This window comes from Enterococcus cecorum DSM 20682 = ATCC 43198 (assembly GCF_000407565.1).
Taxonomy (GTDB): Bacteria; Bacillota; Bacilli; order Lactobacillales; family Enterococcaceae; genus Enterococcus_E; species Enterococcus_E cecorum.
In genome coordinates, this window is the sequence record NZ_ASWI01000003.1 from 397,627 (window position 1) to 421,405 (window position 23,779).

19 protein-coding genes and 1 pseudogene are annotated in these 23,779 nt (G+C 37.9%); 15 read left to right on the forward strand and 5 right to left on the reverse strand.

Annotated elements, in window-relative coordinates; translation table 11 throughout:
* Positions 1–45 precede the first annotated feature (45 nt).
* The 5 genes from I567_RS02710 to rpoC all read left to right on the forward strand — a co-directional run bounded on the left by I567_RS02710 (position 46) and on the right by rpoC (position 11,085).
* Positions 46–1,269, forward strand: a complete 1,224-nt coding sequence (locus tag I567_RS02710) for a radical SAM/SPASM domain-containing protein (RefSeq protein ID WP_016250708.1) — start codon at positions 46–48, stop codon at positions 1,267–1,269.
* Positions 1,266–2,030 (forward strand): arginase family protein, encoded by a 765-nt coding sequence (locus I567_RS02715; RefSeq protein WP_016250709.1) that lies wholly within the window; start codon positions 1,266–1,268, stop codon positions 2,028–2,030. The genes I567_RS02710 and I567_RS02715 overlap by 4 nt, the downstream gene beginning before the upstream one ends.
* Complete coding sequence (locus I567_RS02720; RefSeq protein WP_016250710.1) at positions 2,017–3,183, forward strand: MFS transporter; 1,167 nt, start codon at positions 2,017–2,019, stop codon at positions 3,181–3,183. The genes I567_RS02715 and I567_RS02720 overlap by 14 nt, the downstream gene beginning before the upstream one ends.
* 517 nt (positions 3,184–3,700) lie before the next feature.
* Entirely contained in the window at positions 3,701–7,312 is a 3,612-nt protein-coding gene (gene rpoB, locus I567_RS02725; protein ID WP_174362041.1) for a DNA-directed RNA polymerase subunit beta, read from the forward strand.
* A gap of 116 nt (positions 7,313–7,428) precedes the next feature.
* On the forward strand, positions 7,429–11,085 hold the full coding sequence (rpoC, locus tag I567_RS02730) for a DNA-directed RNA polymerase subunit beta' (protein ID WP_016250712.1): 3,657 nt from the start codon (positions 7,429–7,431) through the stop codon (positions 11,083–11,085).
* A 346-nt stretch (positions 11,086–11,431) separates the two neighbouring features.
* Here the strand turns inward: rpoC and I567_RS02735 are convergent, their stop codons facing one another.
* Positions 11,432–11,965, reverse strand: coding sequence for a GNAT family N-acetyltransferase (locus tag I567_RS02735; protein WP_016250713.1), 534 nt, complete (start codon positions 11,963–11,965; stop codon positions 11,432–11,434).
* A gap of 157 nt (positions 11,966–12,122) precedes the next feature.
* Between I567_RS02735 and I567_RS02740 the strand changes: the two genes are divergently transcribed.
* From I567_RS02740 to I567_RS02750, 3 genes and pseudogenes are all read left to right on the forward strand, one after another.
* Positions 12,123–13,877 carry a 1-deoxy-D-xylulose-5-phosphate synthase gene (locus I567_RS02740; protein ID WP_016250714.1) on the forward strand — a complete coding sequence of 585 codons (1,755 nt, stop codon included), beginning with the start codon at positions 12,123–12,125 and terminating at the stop codon, positions 13,875–13,877.
* 134 nt (positions 13,878–14,011) lie between these two features.
* Complete coding sequence (locus tag I567_RS02745) at positions 14,012–15,022, forward strand: glycosyltransferase family 2 protein (protein WP_016250715.1); 1,011 nt, start codon at positions 14,012–14,014, stop codon at positions 15,020–15,022.
* Positions 15,023–15,315: 293 nt separating this feature from the next.
* Positions 15,316–16,019: pseudogene (locus tag I567_RS02750) on the forward strand (family 1 glycosylhydrolase).
* Between the two features lie 287 nt (positions 16,020–16,306).
* Here I567_RS02750 and I567_RS02755 read toward each other — a convergent pair.
* Positions 16,307–16,852 carry a biotin transporter BioY gene (locus I567_RS02755; protein ID WP_016250718.1) on the reverse strand — a complete coding sequence of 182 codons (546 nt, stop codon included), beginning with the start codon at positions 16,850–16,852 and terminating at the stop codon, positions 16,307–16,309.
* Between the two features lie 322 nt (positions 16,853–17,174).
* Here I567_RS02755 and I567_RS02760 point away from each other — a divergent pair, with 322 nt between their 5' ends.
* Complete coding sequence (locus I567_RS02760; RefSeq protein ID WP_016250719.1) at positions 17,175–17,786, forward strand: hypothetical protein; 612 nt, start codon at positions 17,175–17,177, stop codon at positions 17,784–17,786.
* 15 nt (positions 17,787–17,801) lie between these two features.
* On the opposite strand, the gene I567_RS02765 is transcribed toward I567_RS02760, so the two are convergent.
* On the reverse strand, positions 17,802–18,428 hold the full coding sequence (locus I567_RS02765; RefSeq protein WP_016250720.1) for a YczE/YyaS/YitT family protein: 627 nt from the start codon (positions 18,426–18,428) through the stop codon (positions 17,802–17,804).
* Positions 18,429–18,517: 89 nt separating this feature from the next.
* On the opposite strand from I567_RS02765, the gene I567_RS02770 reads away from it, so the two are divergent.
* Complete coding sequence (locus tag I567_RS02770; RefSeq protein WP_016250721.1) at positions 18,518–18,853, forward strand: nucleotide pyrophosphohydrolase; 336 nt, start codon at positions 18,518–18,520, stop codon at positions 18,851–18,853.
* A 44-nt stretch (positions 18,854–18,897) separates the two neighbouring features.
* On the opposite strand, the gene I567_RS02775 is transcribed toward I567_RS02770, so the two are convergent.
* Positions 18,898–19,467, reverse strand: coding sequence for a GNAT family N-acetyltransferase (locus I567_RS02775; protein WP_016250722.1), 570 nt, complete (start codon positions 19,465–19,467; stop codon positions 18,898–18,900).
* Positions 19,468–19,600: 133 nt separating this feature from the next.
* Between I567_RS02775 and I567_RS02780 the strand changes: the two genes are divergently transcribed.
* Positions 19,601–20,314, forward strand: a complete 714-nt coding sequence (locus I567_RS02780; RefSeq protein WP_248636713.1) for an HAD family hydrolase — start codon at positions 19,601–19,603, stop codon at positions 20,312–20,314.
* Between the two features lie 50 nt (positions 20,315–20,364).
* Here the strand turns inward: I567_RS02780 and I567_RS02785 are convergent, their stop codons facing one another.
* On the reverse strand, positions 20,365–20,613 hold the full coding sequence (locus tag I567_RS02785) for a hypothetical protein (RefSeq protein ID WP_231491115.1): 249 nt from the start codon (positions 20,611–20,613) through the stop codon (positions 20,365–20,367).
* Between the two features lie 200 nt (positions 20,614–20,813).
* Between I567_RS02785 and treR the strand changes: the two genes are divergently transcribed.
* The 4 genes from treR (at position 20,814) to apf (ending at position 23,710) form a co-directional block, all read left to right on the forward strand.
* Positions 20,814–21,536 (forward strand): trehalose operon repressor, encoded by a 723-nt coding sequence (gene treR, locus I567_RS02790; RefSeq protein ID WP_016250725.1) that lies wholly within the window; start codon positions 20,814–20,816, stop codon positions 21,534–21,536.
* Between the two features lie 40 nt (positions 21,537–21,576).
* The gene (locus I567_RS02795; RefSeq protein ID WP_016250726.1) at positions 21,577–21,948 is read left to right on the forward strand and encodes a hypothetical protein; all 372 of its coding nucleotides are present in this window, start codon (positions 21,577–21,579) and stop codon (positions 21,946–21,948) included.
* Positions 21,949–22,218: 270 nt separating this feature from the next.
* Positions 22,219–22,797, forward strand: a complete 579-nt coding sequence (locus tag I567_RS02800; RefSeq protein WP_016250727.1) for a hypothetical protein — start codon at positions 22,219–22,221, stop codon at positions 22,795–22,797.
* A 310-nt stretch (positions 22,798–23,107) separates the two neighbouring features.
* Positions 23,108–23,710: an aggregation-promoting factor gene (apf, locus tag I567_RS02805; RefSeq protein WP_016250728.1), complete on the forward strand. Its 603-nt coding sequence runs from the start codon at positions 23,108–23,110 to the stop codon at positions 23,708–23,710.
* Positions 23,711–23,779: the final 69 nt, after the last annotated feature.

Consider the following 23,779-nt stretch of genomic DNA (forward strand, 5'->3'; position numbering starts at 1 on the left):
TTTTTGTTTTTTTACTAACGTTAGTTGGAGGCTGATGTAGTAGTTATGTGTAGAAGTATATCTGTTTTTTTTAACGATTACAGTAAAACGGGGATAATGCTTGATAATTCCGAAAAAAAGGCATATGTAATAAAAAAATCTCATCTATTATCAATTGAATATTTACTGAGACATACGGATACCGTTGGATATGATATTCCAAAATCTTTGAAATCTGTATTATCATTTTTTAAGTCTAGGAATATTGTTATAAATAGAAAAACGGTTAAGCTGATTCAATTTTATTCGAAAATACCGTTGAGAACGGTTCAATTAGAGATAACGAATAGGTGTAATTTGAGGTGTAAACATTGTTATATACCAAGTTATACAGATGATTTAGAAGTAGAAGATATTTTAAAAATTATAGATGAATCAGAAAGATTAGGTGTTATGAATTTTTGTATCACAGGTGGAGAACCTTTGCTTCATACTGATATTGAAAAAATTTTAATTTATTTACTCCAGACAGGTATGAATATTACAATTTTTTCAAATTTAATTAACTTAAATGATAATATTAAACGTATTATTGTTTTAAGTGATAGAATCAGCTTCAAAGTAAGTTTGGATGGAGGCACTCCAGAGGTTCATGATTATATTAGAGGTAAAGGCTCATTCAAAAAAACATACAACAATATATTGTGGTTAAAAAAAATGGGTGTACCAGTTGAGGTAAATGTGGTTTTAAATAGTGCGAATATTTCTGAAATTGATGCATTAGAGTCTTTATCTCGGAAACTGGATATCCGTTTTCGTTATGATAAATTTATCCCGTTTGAACGAGGTGATGAATTACAGTTACCTGATGAGGTGTATATTGATAATATGCTAAGAATAGAAAGTGTGGACTTTAGCAAATTAAAGCAACATAAAAAAATTAATACTAGTTGTTTTTATTGTGAAGCTGGTAACTCATATGTGTATATAAATAACGAGGGATATGTTACTTTTTGTCCTACGTTATCGTCTAATAAATTTTCTGGTGGAAATGTTAGGAGTCAAAGTTTGAAAGAAATTTGGGAAAGTTCAACTTTTTTTAAAAGAATAAGGAATATTCGTTGTAAGTATTTTGAGGAGTGTAAATTAAATTATATTTGTAATGGCGGTTGTAGAAGCAGAGCAGAGTCGTATAGAGGTAATATTGATGATCCAGACATATTAGAGTGTAAAATGGCGTTTTGTTTAACAGGAATTACTCCGCCGAGTTTTAGGGAGATTTTAGAGTGAAAAATATTTTGTTAATTGATTATGATGCTTCAAGTAAGATTCCGGGGTGTCGATTTGCTATACAAAAGTTTTATGAGCAACATATAATGAAAGGAATTTTGAAGTTAAATTTGATTACTGTTAAGTTCAATAACTTACCAAACTCAGAAGTTAATTTTAGATACATGAATGAATTGATTTTTAATAATGATATTAGTTTAGCTATTGGTGGAGATCATTCTATAACTTACACTTTAAGTAAAAGTATAATGACAAATAAATCACTATTAATCATATTTGATGCACATTTGGATTATTTTCCTAATCATACTAGTGAAATCTGTAACTGGAACTTTATTGAAGAACTATTAGATGAATACGAATATATTATTGTTCTAGGATATAGAAATATATATCATGAGTGTGCGAAACATGAAAAAATATACTTGTTCAGTAGCAGTGATTTAGAGTATAATAGCCGATACGTAAAAGAAAGTATAAGTAAGTTAATAGAAAGAACGAACGATATATACTTGTCTGTTGATATGGATGTGGTATCACCTGCTGAATTTGATTCAGTTTCTTTTCCTATTATTGGAGGGATAAATTTTACTTGTTTATTATATTTTATCGAATGGATATTTAGTGTCGGTCAGATATTGTTTTGTGATATTGTTGAATATAATCCTTTAGTGGGAGGAGATAATGCAATCATGTTTTATCAATTTGTGACTCGTTTATTGAAAATTCAAGAAGGAAATCTAAAGGATGATGAAAAATAAAAATGCAACGATTATTTATGCGAATCGTTTTATTTCGCTGATTGCTGAATATGGTTATACGATATTGATTAACATTTATTTATCGAGAATTTCTGTGCGTTTTGTGATGTATTTTTGGGCGGTGAAGCTACTAGCCAGCCTAGTCGCAGCTAAAGTCAAAAATTATTTGCCACAAAGCAATAGTCGAATGGTGCTATTTTCTCTGGAAGTGACGAAAGCGCTCTTGTTGATATTACTTGCTTTCTACTTTGAATCACTGGTACTGTTTTTACTCGTTTTTCTTTTAGAGATATGCAATACGTTGTTTTCTAGCAAGTTGTATGCGACGGTTCCCAATTTAATTGCTAGTAATAATTTAATTCGGTTTAATTCAGTGTATACAAGTATTGGTTCGCTCTCTTATTTTTTAGCGCCGATGATTGTTGGGGTTAATCTCATGCATCATCAGCATTATCTATTTGTCTTATATGCTTTGCTAGTATTAATTGGTTCGATAGGCTTGTTATTTATGCATATCCAAATGAATGAGGACAAAAAGACTAAACAAGCAGAGAAAGTCAGACATAATTATCAATTTATGAGTATTATGAGACATCCGACTGCTTTTTTGATGATGATGGTGATAGGTTTGCTAAGTTCAATAGGGGTACTTTTTGATACGTATGAAGTGAGGTATCTTATCCAAGGAATAGGACTGAGCGAGCAGCAATATTCTTTTTCGCTCTCATTTTTAGCTGGTTGTTTTTTGGTGACGAGTGTGTTGTTGAGTTTTAAAAAAGAGTTTAAATCACCTAAAAATGTATTCTTAATAGGAATGTTTATTTATATTTTGTATTTGATTCTGTTTTCGTTTGCTAAAAGCTATTTTCAGGTTTTATTTAGTTACATTTTACTTGCGGTTGGACAAACGATTGCTGGTCTTGTGCAAAATGTTTATGTACAACAAAGTTTACCTGATGAAGAGATTCAAAATTACATGGTGTGGGATGAAGTTTTAAGTCGGAGTATTTCGGGGGGCTTTGTTTTGGCAGTGGGAGTATTTTCACCTGATGTCACTGCGCTTTTTGTTGTATTCCAAAGTTTTAGTTTGGTTGCAATGGGAATGTTCCTTATTTTTCTTTTAGTGAGTATAAGTTTGAAAAAGAAGACGTAAATTTTTGCGCATATTCTAGAATATTTTTACAGAGTCATATTAGTTAAAAACCGAGAAACTTTTCTGTGGAAGTTCTCGGTTTTTTTACTTTTCTAGAATATAAGTGTAAAAACTTTGTGATTTCATCATTTTCTAGAATATAAGTGTAAAAACTTTGTGATTTCATCATTTTCTAGAGTATAGGTGGGAAAACTTTTGGATTTATTCGCACATAGGGATGAAAAATCAATGTTGAGAATAAAAATGAAAAATTTCATGAAAGCTTGACAAATAGGCTAGAATTGTCTACAATATATAGATGCAAAAACTATCAAAAAGTATTATCAGTAGGAACGAAATATTGTCCGTTTCGGCTGTAGCATAAGGAAAACAAAAGTAGAACAGGGATTTGAACACTTTCTATTTTTGATTTTTTTTTGCCTTAAAGCCGCAAAAAATACGATTTGTTACCTAAGTTTAATGTTTGTAACAAAAAAGTAATATTGGTTGGTAGCTATTTTGAAAGATTTTTGAAGGGGTGAAGAGCTTGGCTGGACACGTAGTAAAATACGGAAAGCACCGCGAACGTAGAAGTTTCGCACGTATCAGTGAAGTATTGGAATTACCGAATTTGATTGAGATTCAAACAGATTCTTATCAATGGTTCTTAGATGAAGGACTAAGAGAAATGTTTGAAGATATTTTACCGATTGAAGATTTCAACGGCAATTTATCTCTAGAATTCGTAGATTATGAGTTGAAGACACCTAAGTATGATGTAGATGAAGCACGTGCACACGATGCAAACTATTCTGCACCATTACATGTAACATTACGTTTGACAAATAGAGAAACTGGCGAAATCAAGTCACAAGAAGTATTCTTTGGCGATTTCCCATTAATGACTGAACAAGGAACCTTTATCATCAACGGGGCAGAACGTGTTATCGTTTCACAATTAGTCCGTTCTCCGGGTGTGTACTTCCATGGGAAAGTAGATAAGAATGGTAAAGAAGGTTTCGGTTCAACTGTCATTCCTAACCGTGGCGCATGGTTAGAAATGGAAACAGATAGCAAAGATATTTCTTATGTACGTATTGACCGTACCCGTAAGATTCCATTGACAGTGTTAGTTCGTGCGTTAGGTTTTGGTTCGGATGATACGATTTTTGAAATTTTTGGAGATAGCGAATCATTACGTAACACCATCGAAAAAGATTTACATAAAAATGCGAGTGATTCACGTACAGAAGAAGGCTTGAAAGATATTTACGAGCGTTTACGTCCGGGTGAACCCAAGACAGCCGACAGCTCAAGAAATCTTTTAAATGCGCGTTTCTTTGATCCAAAACGTTATGACCTTGCTGCAGTAGGTCGCTACAAAGTGAATAAGAAATTAGACTTAAAAACACGTCTTTTAAACTTAACTTTAGCTGAAACTTTAGTAGATCCTGAAACCGGTGAAATTCTAGTTGAAAAAGGCACAGTCTTAACACACCAAGTGATTGATAGCATTGCTGAACAATTAGAAAACGGCTTGAATAGTGTTACTTACTATCCTTCAGAAGATGGGGTTGTCACTGAGCCGATGACTGTTCAAGTAATCAAAGTCTTTTCACCAAAAGATCCAGAACGTGAAATTAATATTATTGGCAATGGCTACTTACCAAGCGATGTGCGCACGATTCGTCCTGCAGATATTATCGCAAGTATGAGTTATTTCTTAAACTTAATGGAAGGTATCGGTAAAGTGGATGACATCGACCACTTAGGAAATCGTCGAATCCGTTCAGTTGGAGAATTATTACAAAATCAATTCCGTATCGGATTAGCGCGTATGGAACGTGTGGTACGTGAACGCATGTCAATTCAAGACACTGAAACATTAACACCACAACAATTAATCAATATCCGTCCAGTAGTTGCAAGTATCAAAGAATTCTTTGGTTCTTCTCAATTATCACAATTCATGGACCAAACCAACCCGCTAAGTGAGTTAGCCCACAAACGTCGTCTATCTGCGTTAGGGCCTGGTGGTTTGACGCGTGATCGTGCCGGATATGAAGTTCGTGACGTTCACTACTCTCACTATGGTCGTATGTGTCCGATTGAAACGCCTGAAGGTCCAAATATCGGGTTGATCAACAGTTTAGCGACTTATGCGAAAGTGAATAAATATGGCTTTATCGAAACACCATATCGTCGTGTAGACCGTGAAACAGGACGCGTAACTGATCAAATTGATTATCTAACTGCTGACATCGAAGACCATTATGTTGTGGCCCAAGCAAACAGTAAGTTAAACGAAGATGGTACGTTTGCTGAACCTGTTGTCATGGCACGTGCAACAAGTGAAAATATCGAAGTTGCTGTTGAAAAAGTGGACTACATGGACGTATCTCCTAAACAAGTAGTTGCCGTGGCGACTGCATGTATCCCATTCTTAGAAAACGATGACTCTAACCGTGCTTTGATGGGGGCCAACATGCAACGTCAAGCAGTGCCTTTGATTAATCCTAAAGCACCATGGGTTGGTACTGGTATGGAATACAAATCAGCACATGACTCTGGAGCAGCTTTATTATGTAAACACGATGGTATCGTTGAATACGTGGATGCAAGTGAAATTCGCGTTCGCCGTGAAGATGGTACCTTAGATAAATATAAAGTAACGAAATTCCGTCGTTCAAACTCAGGAACAAGTTACAACCAACGTCCATTAGTTCAATTGCATGAACGCGTGGCTAAAGGCGATATTTTAGCAGACGGTCCATCAATGGAAGGTGGAGAATTAGCTTTAGGTCAAAACGTGTTAGTTGCCTTCATGACATGGGAAGGTTACAACTATGAAGATGCGGTTATCATGAGCCGTCGTTTAGTAAAAGATGATGTGTATACTTCTGTGCATATTGAAGAATACGAATCAGAAGCACGTGATACCAAATTGGGACCTGAAGAAATCACTCGCGAAATTCCAAACGTGGGTGAAGATGCCTTGAAGAACCTTGATGAAATGGGTATTATCCGCATCGGGGCAGAAGTAAAAGACGGGGACTTATTAGTAGGTAAAGTGACACCAAAAGGAGTGACTGAATTATCTGCAGAAGAACGTCTATTACATGCAATCTTCGGTGAAAAAGCGCGTGAAGTTCGTGATACTTCTCTTCGTGTTCCTCATGGCGGTGGCGGTATTGTCCACGATGTGAAGATCTTTACACGTGAAGCTGGCGATGAATTATCACCAGGCGTAAATATGTTAGTACGTGTTTATATTGTTCAAAAACGTAAAATCCATGAAGGGGATAAAATGGCCGGTCGTCACGGTAATAAAGGGGTTGTTTCCCGTATTATGCCAGAAGAAGATATGCCATTCTTACCAGACGGAACACCAGTGGATATCATGTTGAATCCATTAGGGGTGCCATCACGTATGAACATCGGACAAGTATTAGAATTACACTTAGGTATGGCTGCGCGTGCCCTTGGTATTCATGTTGCAACACCTGTATTTGATGGTGCGAGCGATGAAGATGTATGGGCAACGGTTCGTGAAGCTGATTTAGCTAAAGATGCTAAAACAATCCTTTACGACGGACGTACAGGGGAACCATTCGATGGCCGTATTTCTGTCGGTGTCATGTATATGATCAAATTAGCCCATATGGTTGATGACAAACTACATGCCCGTTCAATTGGACCATACTCATTAGTTACCCAACAACCACTTGGAGGTAAAGCTCAATTTGGTGGACAACGTTTCGGGGAAATGGAAGTATGGGCACTGGAAGCTTATGGTGCTGCTTATACCTTACAAGAAATCTTAACTTACAAGTCAGATGATGTTGTCGGACGTGTGAAAACTTACGAAGCCATCGTGAAAGGTGAACCAATTCCAAAACCAGGTGTGCCAGAATCATTCCGCGTATTAGTCAAAGAATTACAATCTCTTGGTTTAGATATGCGCGTATTAGACATTGACGATCAAGAAATTGAATTACGTGACATGGATGATGACGATGATCTAATTACCGTTGATGCTTTAACAAAATATGCTGAAAAACAAAAAGCCCAACAAGAAGCACAACGCAAAGCTGAAGAAGAAGCTTTAGCCGCTATTCAAGCCGAAGAAGAGGACAACGACGAAGCCTAAAATCGTGCTTGTCAAAAGTATAAATGAATGATAAGTAGTGGCAGAAGGGATGATTTTCTGCCCGCTTATCTTGCTGTATAAAATCGAGTGAAAAAAGGAAATGGAGGGAACCCCTTTTGATCGATGTAAATAATTTCGAAAGTATGCAAATAGGTTTGGCTTCTCCCGAGAAAATCAGAAGCTGGTCTTTTGGTGAAGTAAAAAAACCAGAAACCATTAACTATCGTACCTTAAAGCCTGAACGCGAAGGCTTGTTTGATGAACGTATTTTCGGTCCTACAAAAGACTGGGAATGTGCTTGTGGTAAATATAAGAGAATCCGCTACAAAGGGATTACTTGTGACCGTTGTGGGGTAGAAGTAACTCGTTCTAAAGTGCGCCGCGAACGTATGGGCCACATCGAATTAGCCGCTCCTGTATCACATATTTGGTACTTCAAAGGGATTCCATCACGTATGGGATTAGTCCTAGATATGAGCCCTCGTGCATTAGAAGAAATCATCTATTTTGCTTCTTATGTCGTAATCGATCCAGGTAACACAAGCTTAGAGAAAAAACAATTATTAACAGAACGTGAATACCGTGAAAAACGTGAACAATACGGCCAAGAATTTACGGCTGCGATGGGTGCTGAAGCGGTGAAACAATTATTAGAAGGTGTCGATTTAGAAGCAGAAGTTGCTGAATTAAAAGAAGAATTAAAAACAGCTTCTGGTCAAAAACGTACACGCGCGATCCGTCGTTTGGATATTTTAGAAGCATTCCGGTCTTCTGGTAATAAACCAAGCTGGATGGTGATGGATGTTATTCCAGTTATCCCACCTGATTTACGTCCAATGGTTCAATTAGAAGGTGGCCGTTTTGCGACTTCTGACTTGAATGACTTATATCGTCGTGTGATTAACCGTAATAATCGTTTGAAACGTTTATTAGACTTAAATGCACCAAGTATCATCGTTCAAAACGAAAAACGTATGTTACAAGAAGCGGTGGATGCCTTAATTGACAATGGTCGTCGTGGCCGTCCAGTAACAGGTCCAGGTAACCGTCCATTGAAATCTCTATCACACATGTTGAAAGGGAAACAAGGTCGCTTCCGTCAAAACTTATTAGGTAAACGTGTTGACTACTCTGGACGTTCAGTTATCGTAGTTGGACCATTCTTGAAGATGTATCAATGTGGTTTACCAAAAGAAATGGCGATTGAATTATTCAAACCATTCGTCATGCATGAATTAGTGAAACGCGAATTAGCTTCAAATATTAAAAATGCTAAACGCAAAATTGAACGTCAAGAAGATGATGTTTGGGATGTATTGGAAGATGTAATTAAAGAACACCCAGTACTACTTAACCGCGCACCTACCTTGCACCGTCTAGGTATCCAAGCCTTTGAACCAGTCTTAGTGGAAGGCCGTGCGATTCGTTTGCACCCATTAGTATGTGAAGCCTACAATGCGGACTTTGACGGGGACCAAATGGCGGTTCACGTACCATTGAATGAAGAAGCTCAAGCCGAAGCAAGAATATTGATGTTAGCGGCTCAAAACATCTTGAACCCTAAAGATGGTAAACCAGTCGTAACTCCTTCTCAAGATATGGTCTTAGGTAACTACTACTTAACCATGGAAGAAGCTGGTCGTGAAGGTGAAGGTATGATCTTCCGCGATATGGACGAAGCGGTAACTGCATGGCGCAATGGCTATGTGCACCTACATTCTCGTATCGCTGTGAATCCAAATACCTTAGGGGACAAACCATTTACTGAAGAACAAAAATCTAAGTTAATGGTAACGACTGTTGGTAAGATTATCTTTAACTCAATCATGCCACAAGAATTCCCTTACTTAAACGAACCAAGTAGCTTTAACTTAACCGTCCAAACACCAGATAAATACTTTGTTGCACCTGGTACGGACATTAAAGCGTTAATTGCGGGTCAAGAATTAGTTGCCCCATTCAAGAAGAAAGACTTAGGAAATATTATCGCTGAAGTCTTCAAACGTTTCAAAGTCACTGAAACTTCTCACATGCTAGATAGAATGAAAGACTTAGGTTACAAACATTCTACTTTAGCGGGTATTACTGTAGGGATTGCCGATATCATGGTCTTACACGAAAAACATGATATTATTGAAAATGCCCACAAACAAGTCGACAATATTACGCGTACTTTCCGTCGTGGTTTGATTACGGATGAAGAAAGATATGAGCGTGTTATCGGTGTTTGGAATGATGCCAAAGACCAAATTCAAAAGAAACTGATGGAAGGTTTGGATTCTAAAAACCCAATCTTCATGATGTCAGATTCTGGAGCTCGTGGTAACATCTCTAACTTTACACAGCTTGCCGGAATGCGTGGTTTGATGGCCGCTCCAAATGGTCGAATCATGGAATTGCCAATCATCTCTAACTTTCGTGAAGGACTATCTGTCTTGGAAATGTTCATCTCTACTCACGGGGCTCGTAAAGGAATGACCGATACTGCCTTGAAGACTGCCGACTCAGGTTACTTAACTCGTCGTTTGGTTGACGTGGCACAAGATGTCATTATTCGTGAAGATGATTGTGGTACTGACCGCGGTTTAGTTATCCGTGCGATTAAAGAAGGTAACGAAAACATTGAATCTCTTGAAGAACGCATGATTGGTCGTTATACTCGTAAATCTGTTATCAATCCAAATACTGGTGAAGTAATCATTGGTTCAAATGAATTGATTACCGAAGATATTGCCAAACAAATCGTGGATGCAGGGATTGAAGAAGTAACGATTCGTTCAGTATTTACATGTAATACACGTCACGGGGTATGTAAACACTGTTATGGACGCAACTTGGCTACTGGTAGTGAAGTTGAAGTCGGTGAAGCAGTCGGTACAATCGCTGCGCAATCAATCGGTGAACCTGGTACTCAGTTAACCATGCGTACTTTCCATACCGGTGGGGTTGCCGGAGATGATATCACTCAAGGTCTTCCTCGTGTCCAAGAAATTTTCGAAGCACGTAATCCTAAAGGACAAGCCGTGATCACTGAAGTAACTGGTGAAGTCATTGAGATTAATGAAGAAGCTTCAACTCGTACTAAAGAAGTTACAATTAAAGGTAAAACCGATACTCGTACTTATACTGTTCCATTTACTGCGCGTATGAAAGTGGCTCAAGGCGACATCGTACACCGTGGTCAACCATTAACAGAAGGTTCAATTGATCCTAAACAATTACTTCAAGTTCGCGATGTATTATCTGTTGAAACTTACCTATTGCGCGAAGTACAACGTGTATACCGTATGCAAGGGGTAGAAATCGGGGATAAACATATCGAAGTAATGGTTCGTCAAATGTTACGTAAAGTCCGTGTAATGGATCCAGGTGACACAAACATCTTACCAGGTACTTTAATGGATATTGCTGACTTTAAAGACCAAAACTACGAAACAATCGTAAACGGTGGTGTGCCAGCAACTTCTCGTCCAGTATTGCTAGGTATTACGAAAGCATCCTTGGAAACAAACAGCTTCTTATCTGCTGCTTCCTTCCAAGAAACAACTCGTGTGTTAACAGATGCTGCTATCCGCGGTAAGAAAGATCCATTGCTAGGATTGAAGGAAAATGTTATCATCGGTAAGATTATTCCTGCAGGTACTGGTATGGCTCGTTACCGCAATATGGAACCAAAAGAAGCAACTTTAACGAGCGAAAACGTGTATAGCATTTCTGATGTAGAAGCACAACTAGCTGCCGAAGATGCTTTAAACAATAACGATTTACTATAATCAATCATAGAACAAAAGGCTCAGGAGCAATTCCTGGGCTTTTTGTGTATCCTGAAAAAGGTCATCAACTTAGAAGATTCAGTCGTAAGCCTCAGGAAATATAGTAAGTAAACGGTTAAAATGAAACTAGCAAAAGAATTCAGGATGTGAGTCGGGGAATCTAAAGGATGTGGTTTGCATGGACTCAAATTTCAAAAACCATTTTATTGCTGGGTCGGTTGAAGTGGTGTTGCATGTCATTGTAGAAGGAATCGTCTGGTTGCTAGAAAGTCTAAGTTAAAACAAAAAGTCTATCCACCTCGTATTTAAATGTGGGATAGACTTTTTTGATTTGAGAAATGAATGGTTACTCGGTAATAAATTTATAAAAGGTAATATCCGCTTTTCCGGCTTGTTTGGTATGCTTATAGGTTTTGGTGTCAAGTCCGCCAATTTCAAAGCCACAAGCAAGATAAAAGCGGCAGGCATCTAGATTATTATCTTGTGCGATGACCGTTAAGCCTTTATAACCTGCACCTATCGCATATTGATAGGCTGCCTGGATAAGCTGTTTGCCGATTCCTTTGCCACGTAAGGCTTGCTTTACTTTTAAATCAGATACATAGCAGCAAGGACCAAATCCTGGTGTTAGGATAGCCAAGCCGACACAGGTTTGCTCTTCGTAAGCGCCGAGAAAGATAGTATCCTTTTTCATTTCCTCATACTGATAGTTTTCATCGGGAAAGGTCATTTCAGTGATTTGTTCAGGAGAAAAGTATATTTCCTCGTGGTGCCGTCCTGTTTCATCATAGCGAATCTTCATCTTACCGCGCAGTAAAAACGGCTCATTTTCTAGGTTAATATCTTGCGCATGGGTTTCCTCAATCAATCGAATGTCCATGATTATCCTTCTTTCACTTTATTTTTCTTTCATTCTAGCATATGGATGACAAGATACAGCGGAATTTAGTAAAAAATCCTTTTTTCGCTTGCCTTAAAGTTAGGTTTAAGGTGTATGATAGTTTTTGTACAATAATACATAAAAGGATTGATGAAACATGATTCTTGAAAAAATTACTGATGCCAAAGATTTAAAACAATTAAATCGGGCGCAACTACATACTTTAGTCGATGAAGCGCGCACTGCTTTATTGAACAAAATTAGTCAACACGGCGGTCACAATGGGCCAAATTTAGGCGTGGTCGAAATGACTGTGGCTTTACATCGTGTGTTCAATTCACCGGTGGATAAGTTGGTTTTTGATATTTCACACCAAACTTATATCCACAAGATGTTAACGGGTCGTGCCCAAGCCTTTTTAGATCCTGCGCATTTTGATGATGTGTCTGGCTATACCAACCCGAAAGAAAGCGAACATGACTTATTCACCGTGGGGCATACTTCGACTTCGCTGGCTTTAGCTAATGGGATTGCGGTGGCCCGTGATTTAAAGCAAGAAAATTACAATGTTGTGGCGTTAATTGGCGATGGTTCATTGTCTGGTGGATTAGCCTTTGAAGGATTGAATAATATCGCCGAACAAAACAGCAATATCATCGTGATTGTAAACGATAATGACCAATCAATTGCGGATAACTTCGGTGGGCTATATCGTAATTTAAAAGCTTTGCGCGAATCAAATGGTCAAGCGAAAGATAATTTCTTTCAATCACTGGGCTTTGAATATCATTATTTAGACGAAGGCAATGATTTAGATGCTTTAATCGACTTGTTTGAATCGGTCAAAGATGTGGATCACCCTGTGTTGTTACATGTGCATACGGTGAAGGGAAAGGGCTTCAAGTTCGCAGAAGAAAATCGTGAAAAATTCCATGCAGGTGGTCCATTTAGTCTTGAAACCGGTGAATATGTCAAACGTGGCACTGGGGCGAAAACTTACAGCAATCTCACCACAGAATTTTTGTGGGATAAAATGCAAAAGGATAAAACAGTGGTCGCAGTGAATGCAGGTACTCCGATGATGCTATTTAATCCTGAACAACGCAAACAATTAGGCAAACAATTTATTGATGTCGGTATTGCCGAACAACAAGCAGCAACCATGACGGCAGGATTGGCTAAAAATGGCACTAAACCAGTCTGGGCTGTATATTCAACCTTTATGCAAAGAAGCTATGACCAAATATCCCATGACTTAGCCTTAAATGATTTACCGGGCACGATTTTGGTGTACAGTGCTTCGGTGAATGGTATGAATGATGAAAGCCACCTAGGGATTTTTGATATTCCATTTTTAAGTCATATTCCAAACCTAGTTTATCTTGCACCAACGAATCAAGAAGAATATTTGGCAATGCTAGACTGGTCCTTGGAACAAACCCATCATCCAATAGCCATTCGTGTGCCAGTGGGGCCATTACGCAGCACAGGAAAAGCAGATACGACGGATTACAATCAACTTTATCAAAATGAAGTCGTCCAAGCAGGAAGCAAGGTCGCTGTAATGGGTGTCGGTAATTTCTTTGGTTTAGCGGAAGAAGTCATCGCCGCACTAGCTAAGGAAAATATCCAAGCAACCTTGATTAATCCTAAATTTATCTCTGGTGTGGATGAAAAATTATTAACGGAATTAGCCAATAATCATCAACTAGTGGTGACGTTAGAAGATGGCATTACGGATGGCGGCTATGGTCAAACAATCGCAAGCTTTTTAGGCAATACCGATGTGAAGGTGCAAAATTACGGTTTAGATAAAGCTTTCCATGACCGTTATGTAGCCAGTGAATTATTAGCTGAAAATGGTATCACGGTGGAAAATATTGTGAAAAATATTTTAGCAGTGGTCAAATAATCGATGACAAAGGAAGGGTGGATGAGCTGCCCTTCTTTTTTGTGGTTTAAAGGAATTTCCTTGCAAAACGTTGGTATTTTCTTTATCATAAGTTTAGCAACAAAAGTTAGATAATTTAATGGAAAGATTTGAAAATGAAAAAAGTATTGAGTATTATCGTCCCTAGTTATAATTCCCAGGATTATTTAAAGCGTTGTGTGGAATCTTTGCTTATTGGGGGCAGTCGGGTTGAAATTTTAATCGTCAATGATGGGTCAAAAGATAACACCGGCAAGATTGCGGATGACTATCAAGCGCAATACCCAGAGATTGTACGAGCGATTCATCAAGAAAATGGTGGGCATGGTGAGGCAGTCAATACGGGCATCAAGCATGCGAAAGGTGAGTATGTGAAAGTCGTGGATAGCGATGACTGGGTGGATCCAGATGCTTATGAAAAGATTTTAGACTGTTTAGCTAGTTTCACTGAGCCGATTGATTTATTGATTAGTAATTACGTTTATGAAAAACAAGGGGCCAAACGTAAGAAAGTCATCGAATATACGTCCTTTTTACCAACGAATCAAGTATTTAGCTGGGAGGCGACCAAGCGTTTTCCAGTGGGTAAGTATTTATTGATGCATTCGGTGATTTATCGTCGGCAATTATTGTTATCGCAGCATTTAGTTTTACCTAAGCATACTTTTTATGTGGATAATTTGTATGTTTTTGAGCCACTACCCGCTGTGAAGAAAATGTATTATTTAGATGTTGATTTTTATCGCTATTATATTGGGCGCGAGGATCAGTCTGTCAATGAGCAAGTGATGATCAAGCGTATTGACCAACAACTGTATATTAATCGCCGGATGATTGCTTTTTTTGCGCAACATCCAACGACTGATAAGAATTTGCAAGCCTATATGTTTAAGTATGCTGAGATTATTACGATGATTTCGTCGGTGTTATTGATTAAAGAAGGCAGTCAGGAAAGTTTGGCCAAGAAACGCGAATTATGGCAATATATCCGCAAGCAAGATGTGAAGCTTTATCGCAAGTTGCGCCGTGGCTTCTTTGGTTTTGGTGTGCATTTACCAGGTAAGTCTGGCCGCATCATAGTGATAGGTTTTTATCGTTTGGTGCATAAATTATATGGTTTTAATTAACAAAGGGGCATCTGTCTGAGCTAGGCAGGTGTCTTTTTCTGCCATAGTATCGTCTTTGAGATTTTGTTAAAATAAATACATAAAATCTTGTAATGTTTTTGACTATCAAACGTCTCTTAAGTGAAAGGAGGGCGATGACGATGGATCGAAAAATAGTTGAAGAAAGTTATCTTGCGTTTTCGCCTTCTTTGTATTTGTATGCGCTATCACTAACGAAAGATGAAAGAAAAGCAGAACAGTTAGTTAGTGAGGCCTATTATAAGATTCTTTGTCAAACGCATGCCCCTGATCAGATGAAATTTTGGTTGTTACGTGTAGTGAAGACAAGTTTTATCGATCAATATCGGAAAAAGCAATATCGACAGTCAGTAGATTTAGCGACCCAGCAGATTACTTTTACGGAAAGCTTCGAACGTAAAGGATTCCAAATTCCAATTACAGATGAAGATGTTGCGGATTTAGCAAAAGGAACAGTGGATTATATCAGCTTTTCATACTATATGTCAAATACGGTTGATAGCACCAAACAAGGCGATGCAAGTCAAGTGTTTAACGACGGAAGTAGCTATTCAGTGAAAAATCCATATATCAAAGAGTCTGACTGGGGCTGGGCGATTGATCCAGAAGGTTTACGCTATGCTTTGAATGCTTTTTATGAACGCTATGAAAAACCATTATTCATTGTGGAAAACGGCTTTGGTGCCATTGATGTGAAAAATGAAGATAATACAATTCATGATGATTATCGTATTGCGTATTTAGCGAGTCATATTAAAGAAATGGAAAAGCCATTGAAATTGACGGTGTAGAATTGATGGGCTATACCCCATGGGGCTGCATTGATTGTGTATCCTTTACGACAGGAAAAATGAAGAAACGTTATGGTTTTATTTATGTTAATCGTGATAATGAAGGAAATGGTACACTTGAACGCTTTAAGAAAGATTCTTATCCATGGTATCAACGTGTGATTGCGACCAATGGATCAGAAGTATAAAGAGTTTGTGATAAAAGATACGGAGTTGCTGGATTTTGAGGGCTGCGTATCTTTTTATTGCCTTTAAAACTTCTATTTGATAGTCTTTTTAGCGAGTATGTCCACTTGATAAGGTGAAAACGCTTGTGAAAAAACACGCAATAAGTTATAATAAATGCATAAGAAACAATCTCAAGCAGAGGTTTGTTGAACTTTTGAGCGCAAGGCGAGCTTCATGCGAGACGGTTATTTCTTTACTACTTTTTAAAAATGCCGATGGGAATTGCTTCTCATCGGCATTTGTATGTTTATCGTAAACGTCTAGCCATGACTTTGTGTAAAGCCGTAGCAATGGTGGTATAAACGGCAATTTCGCCAATAACTGGTAAAGCAAACGGTAAGGTCCCGGCAATTAAGGCAGCTTTGACGCTCATGCCAGCAATGAATGGTAAGCATAGCCATAATGAACCAAGCACTAAATAAATCATCGCGGCACAGACGTTGGCTACAAAGATATTGATCCAAGTTTTTTGACGATTACGCAAGAAAAGAGCGGCTAGTACAGCGTAAACGAAAAAGGATGGAAGGTAGCCACCACTTGGCGTTAAGAAGGCAGCGATCCCACCATGAGCCCCAGCGAATACTGGTAAACCTAGTGCTCCTAAGGCTAAGTAAGCTAAAATGGTTGCCCCGGCCCAAGGTAAAGGTAATAAGGTACCAATCATACCCACGCCTAAGGGTTGCAAGGTTAAAGGAATCATCGGTAATGGCAAGACGATTTGAGCGCAGATAATTAATAAGGCTAATAAAATAGCAGAAAAAGCTAGATAAAAAGTGCGATTTGGACTTTTCATTTGATTCACTCCTAAATTGTATGATTTTGTTGTTTAATCGTTTTTGAGTATAGCACAGAGTATAAATAAACTACAACAGTTACGCTTGTGACATAAGTTATTTGTGTTTGTTGTATATAGTAGTTATTTATTATATTATCAATAAATGATTACGCTTAAAGTTTTTGAGTTGTGAAGTGTGTCGGTTATTTATATTTGGTGTTTGAAGTACAGATCGGACGACTGTTTGAATAAAGTTTTCACAAATTTAATGTTTGGGATACGTTTGCTTGCCTGTTTCTTTTTGGTATAATAGGAAAAAAGACAGAGAAGTGGTGTTACAATGAAGAAAAATAAACGGTTTATCGGATTTGTGAGTGTGCTAATTGCTTTAATTATTCTTGTGCCGGTAATTGGTCTATTTGTGATGACCTCTCCTGAAAAAAAGGTAGAGCAAACAACGCCGACATCCACGCATGTTAGTAAAGTCAAAAAGAATCAAAAGCCAAAGACGACGAAAACGAGTGAGACTACGCCAGCTGTTGTCAAAGAAGCACAACCTCAGTCAACCGTAGATACGCCTACTAATAATCAAACGACTACGACTTCGAGCACAACGACTGTCAATCAAGGCCAAAATGCTTCCAACCAAAATAGTCAAGCAACGCCAAGTACGCCAACGCCTAGTGCTACGCCAAAATTTACTGCCCAAGAAGCAATTGCCGTGGCGCAAAGTTACTATGATCGGACGGGACTTTCACCTAGCAATATGCATTTTGATATTGAGGATACGCATCAAGTGTTAGTCGGTAGCGATGGCAAGACGTATTGGCATGTGATTGGCTTTGTCGATGGCAGTCCTTACATGGCTTATGATATCGCCGTTGATAATGGCACGATTCATGATGGTGTGCTTTATGCGCAAGGTCAAGGAAATTTTGTGCCTGCAGAATAACTGAGACTGCGAGTTTTAGTTTTTCGTTCGCTTTTGATAAAGGGTGGCGGCATTGAAAGAGAGTGTGTTCATCATCCATTCAATGATTGGCCCATAGGAAAATGTGGCGATGACAGTACCGATGCCTAAAGGTCCACCTATTAAAAGTGCCAGAATAAATAAAGTCCCGTAAACGAGTGTGAGCGACCATCCATAGCTTAAATGGAACCACTCGCTAACAGATAAAGTCAAAATATCGGAAGTTTGGTAGCCGTAATTGAGCGGAATGTAAAAAGCCAATGACCAACAAATCAATAGCGTTCCACTGATGAGATAAAAGATTTGCCAGAATAACCCTTGTGGTGTCCCTAAAAAATGGTTTATCCACTTTTCTGACAAATCAATGGCTGGTCCGATACCAAAAGAAAAAAGAAATGAACCGACATGAATCAGTTTTCGATTGAGAAAGAAAAAAAGTAGGAAGATGAATCCCTCAAAATATAAAGCTGTCTGTCCTAGACTTAGACCTGTGATTTGAGCTAAGGCGATTTCGAGCATGGTGACTGGATCTGCGCCTAAATTCGCACGGACAAAAAGCGCAACCCCTAAGCCACAAACAAAGACAGCTGGTAGAATGAGAGAACTTTTTATGACAGCTTTCATGGTCTAACTTCCTTTCTGTTTTTTATCATTATAACAAAATTTGTATTATTTGAAAGCGATGTGCGTAGACTAAAAGACGAGGTGATTTGATGGAAATAGAAGAATTAGTTGCAAAAGTCAATCAGTTTCGTGATGCGCGTGATTGGCGGCAATATCATAATGAAAAAGACTTAGCGATTTCGATTTCATTGGAGGCGAATGAATTACTCGAGCTCTTCCAATGGCAAGATAGTACGAAGGTTGTCCAAACCAAGCAAGAACGCTTAAAAGAAGAGCTAGCAGATGTCTTAATCTATTCTCTAATGATGGCGGATAATTTGCAGTTTGATGTGGGGCAAATCATTGAAGAAAAATTAGCTAAAAATGCCCAGAAGTATCCCGTCGAAACGGCACGGGGCTCAAATAAAAAATATACTGAACTCTAAAAAAGTCCTGAACCGTTGTGTATACTGCGATTCAGGACTTTTGACTATAATGGATAGACTTCAAATGGACGTGGTGTAAAGGATGCGAATAATTCTTGATATACCAATTGGACTTGTTGATGAATAAAGGTATCCTCTAATACTTCTTTAGCATAGTACATAATTTGGTATTCTACGTCAAAAGCTTGGGCCACTACTTGGGAAAGCTGTACTTGGTTACGTAGATAGAAATCGCGTCGACGTTTACGCAGAGTTGCTTCTTCTTGGTTATTAGCGGTATTGAGTGATTCGATTTCAATTAAAATACAACGATGCTTTTCTAAAGTTGGCAATAGTTCATTGAGTAATTGACTGCCAATTCCTTGGTTACGCGCAGTTTTAACGACAGCATAGTAATCTAGCAAGTAGGCGTCGATATTTTCAGCCTTAAAGTCCGCAAAATAGGCATAAGCAAGCATTTTATCTTCTTGAAATAGTCCGTAGCATTCATAGCGATGGTGGTCATAAAAATCCAAAATAATCGCTAAAGGCTTGACTTCATCTTCTGGAAAATCAGTGACTAAGTGTTGGTTATACGTATCAATAATCTCTTCTCTTGTTAGTTTGCGAATCATAAATTTCTCCTATTTTTTCATTACATTTATCCCTACCATATAACAAGTCATTTTTAAAGGCAAGTTAGAGGCTAAGTATTTGCTGCATTTTCATTTAACTGTAATAAATGTTAAAATATTTTTAAGAGGAGGGATGAAGGTGCGAGCCATCATTTTTGATTTAGATGATACTTTATATGACCCAATGCAGCCGTTTAATCAGGCCTATCAAAAGCATCTACCACAGATGGCTGCTACGGTTTCGGTGAACCAATTTTATTTAAAAAGCCGGGCAATCAGTGATGCTTTGTTTGAAAAGCAGCAGTTAGGACAAATTGATATCAATGAGGTACGCAAAATTCGTATTATCGAGGCGGCCAAAGCTTTTGGTTATGAGGTAACGGAAGATTTGGCGATGGCGTTTCAGGATACTTATGCATATTATCAAGGGCACTTAACGCTGCTGGAGGGCTATGCGGCATTTTTTAAAAAGTGTCAAGAACAAGGCATCTTTTTAGGGGTGATTACGAATGGACCAGGTGATTTACAACGAAAAAAACTCCATAGTCTTCAGTTGGATCAGTATATTCCTGAAAAGTATTGGTTAATCTCAGGAGAAGTTGATTTAATGAAACCTCAACGCGAAATTTTTGAATATTACCAAAAAGTGCATCAGTTGGATCGAGCTATCTATGTCGGAGATTCGTTTGAAAATGATGTTGTCGGGGCGAATCAGGTGAACTGGCCAGTGTATTGGTTCAATCATCGCCAGCGCCAAAAGCCAGCTAATCATGCAACTTTTAAGTATCAAGAAGTTAGTCATTTAGCGGAACTATTAACGGCTTTACAACAAAAATTAGGGATATAAAAAACAGTGTCCGCCATTTCTACATGAGGATTGGTTAGACACTGTTTTGTTTATTTATCATGTTCAAGAATAAAGCGATACGTATCCCCACATGCGCGACCATCGTATTTCATTTGGTCTAACGAGGTAATGCATTCACGAAATAGAATGAACTTTTCGATAATCAGGTAGTTCACAGGGATATTAGTGAGACGTTCAAAAAAAGAATGTTCTTTTGCTTTTACATATTCGTTGGTTGCTTTATAGGCGATTCCATCTAGTTCGCCATCTTTATAGACGAGAATCCGCATGTTCATCATCCTTCCATAGTAGGTTTTCAGATTGTTCAAAAGTAAACTTCAAGTACGCCAGCATTTGTTGGGAAACTTTTTATTTACATTAACACAAAATTTCCTAAAAGCCACTTAATTTCAAGACTTGTCTATTTACACCAGTTATTTACCTTATTATAATAAGTATTAGAAATTACTTTTAAAAAGATTAATTTTGAGGGATTAGAATGAATAAATTTAAAGAGATTTTTGCCGATTTAGAACAAAAAATTTTAAATGGCGTTTATCCAGCAAATACTTTATTGCCTAGCGAAAGTCAAATGATGGAAAAATATCATGTCTCTCGGGAAACGGTACGAAAGGCATTGAGTCTCTTGCGTAATGCGGGCTATATCCAGAAAAAGCAAGGAAAAGGCTCGATTGTTTTAGACTTACACCGCTTTGATTTTCCAATTTCAGGCTTGACGAGCTTTAAAGAACTACAAGATAAATTCAATATGGAGAGTCAAACCGAGGTCATTTCAATTAAAAAAATTGCGGTTTCTCCTGATTTAAGTGAAAAGACAGGTTGGCCCGTTGCTGCTGAGGTGTGGAAATTGGTTCGTCGCCGCTTAATCAATGGCGACCCTTCCATTATTGATATTGATTATCTAGATGCTTCGATTATTCCAAGCCTACCTAAAGAGCGTGTGGCTGAATCAATTTATCGTTATTTTGAAGAAGATTTAGGCTTGGAGATTTCCTATGCGCAAAAGGAAATTACAGTAGATACAGCCTCCAAAGAAATTCGCGATTTATTAAATTTAACACTAGATGATCGCCATGTGGTCGCGGTTCGGAGTTTGGTTTATCTGTATGATATGCGTTGTTTTGAGTATACCGAATCGATTCACCGTTTAGACAAGTTCCGTTTTGTGGACTTTGCGCGTCGAACTAAGACTCAAAAATAGGTAATTGCTGTTCTGTTTTGAAAGAAATGAAGGGATGAAGATGGCAGAACAAAAGATGAAACAAAATGTGAAAGATGCGAAGGTCAAAACCTACATGTATTGGATGATGGGACTATTAGTCGTGCTTATTGGTATTGCGGTATTATTACCCATCCTACCAGCTGATGCACCCATTTGGTTAGGAAAAATGGTAACGGTCACTTTGATGTTACTTACCGAAGTGATTTTAGTGATGGCCTATAAGTTAGCCAGATACTACTATCAAGGGATTTTTGATAAGGACGCGCCTCTTTTTGTACCGAAAGCAATCGGTATTGGCTTTACAATTAATCCTTATCATCGCCTAGGTAAATATATTTGGTTTGGTCTCATGCTTGCCATTTTCTTGATGATGTTGCCGGCGTTATTTTAGCTTGTTACTTGCACCAATCTGAACTTTTTGGATTGGTGTTTTTGTATGGAAAAATGCTATAAAAACAAATATTATATAACGTTCGTGTACGAAATTTGTATTCGCATTCAATGGTTTAATTATTCCTGAAAATATTGATAAGACAATGCCTGCAAATTGTTCAAATTTAAAGCAAATATATTTCCAATATAACATAGTTGTGCTAAAATAATGACAGGTAAATTCGTTTTGGGGAGAGCTTATCTAAAATTTTATGTGAGGAAATAAAAAGTGAATAAGGAAAAGAGTCAATTACAAGTGCTGGTTTTTTGTGCGTTGGCCATTGGCGTAAATGTCGTTTTAGGCTCAGTGGTGACTTATACGCATGTGCCATTGCTTTTTTTAGATGCGATTGGCACGATTTTTGTTGCGGTGAATTTTCCATTGCGTTATGGTTTGTTAACAGGGCTTGGGACGAATGTTGTCTTAGCTGTGATTCATAGACCGCTAGCCTTACCTTTTGGCTTGGTTAGTTTGACCATTGCTTTGGTTGCACACCTTGCATCCAGAAGAGGTTTTGGTTATAAACAAGCGATATTAACGGGGATTTTCATTGCCTTTTTTGGATCTTTCGTCAGTGCTGCCGTGCGTTTAGTATTGTACGATGGATTTAATGGTACGACGAGAACATTAACCGATGCCTTGGTTTTTACCATGCGAGTAGGTGGTCTTAGTCGCTACTTCTCAGCTTATACTGGAGCCTTTTCAGATGGTATCATTGACAAAATATTATCTTGCTTGCTTGTTTCTTGGTTGAGTGAGTCACAAACAGTAAGACGTCTTTTTTCAAATTTAAGGGTCAGTAGATAGACGTGCATGCCTTCTTACTCATAGCGGTAGGAAGGTTTTTTGTTGCAGAGCATCTATTAAGTTAAATGAGTTTTCGTTCAGCTAATAAGTGTTTTTTTAGACACAGATTGTTACAATTTGTAAAATCCTTTAAATAGATGTAACCAAAGATAATTTCAAGTAATGCTTATCATGAAAACTTAGCGAGGACAACATATTTACTTAACCTATGAAATCAAAATTTGTACTATCATAGTATTCGTGAATCAAAGCTTATTCGGCAAATGAGTTGAATAGCGAAATCAGAGGATATTGTGAAAGGACAGATGAGATGATTCAAAAAAACTTAAAATTAATTTCACTTACAACAGTTTTAGCAGGCTTGCTATTCTTTAGTACACCATTCAATGCAAATGCGGATGAAAAGAAAGATACGACATCCGATGAAGCCATTACGAAAAAAGCTTTATTAGTCATCAATGGTTTTGAAGAAGATGGCAAGACAAAGATTCCAACTGGTCAAGCGCGTGTGGAGTACTTAAAAGCACAAGATTATGATCCACAAAAAGTGCAAGATAAGGTAAATGAAATCTTGCTAGGTGAAGTAGAGGCTGCAAATGTGACAACTAATACCACAAGTCAAACAACTGCACCTGCTGCATCAACAAATACTACAAATACGCAAGCACAAAGCACGACTACTTATACAGGTACGAGTTCAAGTGCCAAAGAATGGATTGCCCAAAAAGAATCAGGTGGTAGCTATACAGCGCAAAATGGTCGCTACTATGGTCGTTATCAATTAGATTCTAGTTACTTAAATGGCGATTATTCACCTGAAAACCAAGAGCGTGTGGCGGATAACTATGTCGCAAATCGTTATGGTTCATGGGAAAATGCGCAACAATTCTGGTTAACACATGGTTGGTATTAAAATTTGAATAAATAAAAAAGAGGTTTTTCCTAAAATGATAGGAAAGGCCTCTTTTTTTGCGTGCCGATG